Here is a 2,919-nt window from a genome sequence, read left to right on the forward strand (position 1 = left end):
TAGTCCATAAGTCTCTGCAGCAATGGCTAAAGCACCAAATGTGTTAAATACTGCCTGCCAGCCATATTGTGCTGAAAATCCTACACCGATTCCACCAAGAATTCCTATATATGCATAGATTGACGAAGGAAGCAGAAAATATAATACTGTAAAACATATAACACCTGCAATATTTCCGACAATCCTTTTACGGACTCTGTAGTGCATATCTTCCATAAACGGCAAAATCGCGGACATGGCCGCAATACCAGCCCACATTGCACGTGGCATATTACAAAGTTCTGCAATGCAAAGGACAATCGGTACGCATAAAATCTGACATATCTGCCATTTTGTTCTGGAAGAAGTGATATCAAATTCTTGTATCAGATCTTTCAGATTTCTTTTATAGGTTCTGTTTTTATGATTTCGATAAAATACAAAGCAGGTAAGTGCTGCACCTAAAGCCATTCCGACTAATCGCATCTGATAGCTTTTTCCCGTAACATCATAACCATATAGCAGTAGATACCCAAGAACCAATGTAGATTGATTAAACATGAATGGATTATGGCATCCGAACAGAATCAACACAGCCAGTGCCGCAATATTTAACAGCATTCCCAATACCGGTGAAAACTGATTTGCTAAATGCGGACATACCGTCATAATTACAAAGAACAAAGCCAAAAGCATCGTAGATTGTCCGGTGTGAATCCCCAGATCCGCATTCCGAAATACCATAAGGCATAATAAAACTACTACACCCACAATACTATTCTCATTTCCAAATAAGATACTGAAAATAGTAACAAATAAAAAACAAAATGCCATTGTAACGGCTATCTTTACCAAATATACCAGTATATGATATGATTTTTCTTTCACTGTTTCACTCTTTTTCAACAGATTTTTAGAACCTGCCTGATTTAACTGCAATTCCTGATAAAATGTCATGTAATTCCTCCTCTATCTGTTTTTCTTAAACTTATATGGCCTCATCTTTCTGTATTGGAAGCTCTACAACAAATCTGCATCCACCATATTCACGGTTTTCTGCTTTGATTGTTCCTCCGGCACTATCTACAATCCGTTTTACAAGTGCAAGACCTAGGCCATTTCCTTCTGCTTTATGAGATCCATCTACCTGATAGAACTTGTCAAATATTCTGGATTTTACATCATCCTCTATTCCCGGTCCTTCATCTTCCAGAATGAACTTAACAGAATCCTGTTCTTGTTTCAGAAACATCGTAATTGTCCCCTTTGAAGGGCTGAACTTAATCGCATTATCCAAAAGATTTATCCAGATATGCATAAAAAGTCCTTCATTCCCAGTATATTTAACCTCCTCCAATTCTACCTGAAAACCAATTTCTTTTTCTGTCCATTTTGTTTCCAATGAAAGAAATGCCTGGCGGATCTGTTCATCCAGACGATATTCTGTTTTTTTCATTGGTATATTCTGATTCTCTAACTTGGATAACAGCAAAATATTACCAACCAATCCGGAAAGTCTTTGGGTGTTAAATAAGATTTTTTCTACATATTCCTCTTGATCCGGAGACAGTTCTTCTCCCTGAAGCAGCATTGTATATCCTTCAATGGCATTAATCGGGGTCTTAAACTCATGAGAAACATCAGATACAAAATCCATCTGCAGCACCTCTGTTGCACGAAGTTCTTTTGTCATAACGTTAAAACTTTGATAAGATTCTCCAACTTCTGCTATACGGCTGTTCGTTTCCAAATGCTGTTCAAAATCTCCCTGAGAAACTTCCTTCATTGCTTTACTAAGTCTGGTAATTGGTTCCAGTAACTTTGCATTAATAAAGGAAGTGATCAGCCCTGCAATCAATGTATAGAAAATCAAAAGCCAGCCAAGCACAGGTATGCTGCCCGGCAGATTAAAAAAATGATTCAAAAAAGCAAATAATAAAGCAGATATGACTGTTGAAAATACAAGTGCCAGCCAGATTGCACCAGTCAGACAGGATCGGATCCGCAATCCTTTTTCTTTCTTTTGTTCCATTATTTTTTCACCACCTTGTATCCAATTCCACGCATTGTTACGATTTCAAAATCAGGGTTATCTTTAAAACGCTCTCTGATTCTTCCTATATGTACCTCTATCGTATGTGGGTCTGCCTCCGTCTCGTATCCCCATACTTCATCCATCAACTGTTGTTTTGTAAATGTTCTGCCTGGCGAAGCTGCAAGCTTATATAAAAGCAGGAATTCTTTTTTAGGCAAAACAAGACTTTCCTTATCAGTTGTAACCGTCATTGCATCATAATCAAACTCTGTTGAACCGATCACAATTTTGTGTTCATTCAGTATCTGTGCACGGCGAAGCAGTGCTCCGACTCTTAAAACCATTTCATTCACATTTACCGGTTTTACCATATAATCGTCACTTCCCGAAAGAAATCCCTGGCGCATATCATCAAAGGAACCTTTCGCAGTGATCATAAGTACCGGTATCTGATATCCTGCTGAACGGAGTTCCGACACCAGTTCATAACCATCCATAACCGGCATCATAATATCGGAAATGATCAGATCAATATACTCTTTATCCAATATCTCTAATGCCAGTGCTCCATCCGATGTGCATTTGACCTGATAGCCATTCTTCTCCAGCACTTTTCGGAACAGCTGGCTTAATTCTTTATCATCTTCTACAATTAATATTTGAAACATAATCTTCTTCCTCCTTTATCAGAACAGATATCTTGCCCATCCAAGCAGATGCTGTACCAAAAGTACGTTTCTCTGACGCTTCTTTGTCAATTCAATTGGCTCTACATGATACGGATCACGATAGGTTCCATCTTCCAATACCTGTCGGGACACTCTTTCATATTCCATCATGCCTTCTTCCAACTGTTTATTAATATCTTTACTGCGAATTACAAGCATCAGTTCCGTATCCAGATA

Annotated in this window: 3 protein-coding genes and 1 pseudogene; all 4 read right to left on the minus strand. The window is 38.3% G+C overall.

Annotation, left to right across the window (positions count from 1 at the left end; genetic code table 11):
* Nucleotides 1-936 (minus strand): FUSC family protein (locus tag DW981_RS14340; RefSeq protein WP_147352674.1); only part of this gene is annotated, 936 nt, incomplete at its 3' end.
* A gap of 31 nt (nucleotides 937-967) precedes the next feature.
* Nucleotides 968-2,011, minus strand: a complete 1,044-nt coding sequence (locus DW981_RS14345; protein ID WP_118508220.1) for a HAMP domain-containing sensor histidine kinase — start codon at nucleotides 2,009-2,011, stop codon at nucleotides 968-970.
* Nucleotides 2,011-2,682 carry a response regulator transcription factor gene (locus DW981_RS14350; protein ID WP_118508221.1) on the minus strand — a complete coding sequence of 224 codons (672 nt, stop codon included), beginning with the start codon at nucleotides 2,680-2,682 and terminating at the stop codon, nucleotides 2,011-2,013. The genes DW981_RS14345 and DW981_RS14350 overlap by 1 nt, the downstream gene beginning before the upstream one ends.
* An 18-nt stretch (nucleotides 2,683-2,700) precedes the next feature.
* Nucleotides 2,701-2,919 (minus strand): annotated as a pseudogene (locus DW981_RS14355) (phospholipase D family protein); the annotation flags it as partial.

This window comes from Clostridium sp. AM49-4BH (assembly GCF_003478335.1).
Lineage (GTDB): Bacteria > Bacillota > Clostridia > Lachnospirales > Lachnospiraceae > Butyribacter.

Bases quoted from the DNA above. Each gene is read 5' to 3' on its own strand.
- DW981_RS14345 (WP_118508220.1), bottom strand. From the start codon at position 2,011: ATGGAACAAAAGAAAGAAAAAGGATTGCGGATCCGATCCTGTCTGACT.
- DW981_RS14350 (WP_118508221.1), bottom strand. From the start codon at position 2,682: ATGTTTCAAATATTAATTGTAGAAGATGATAAAGAATTAAGCCAGCTG.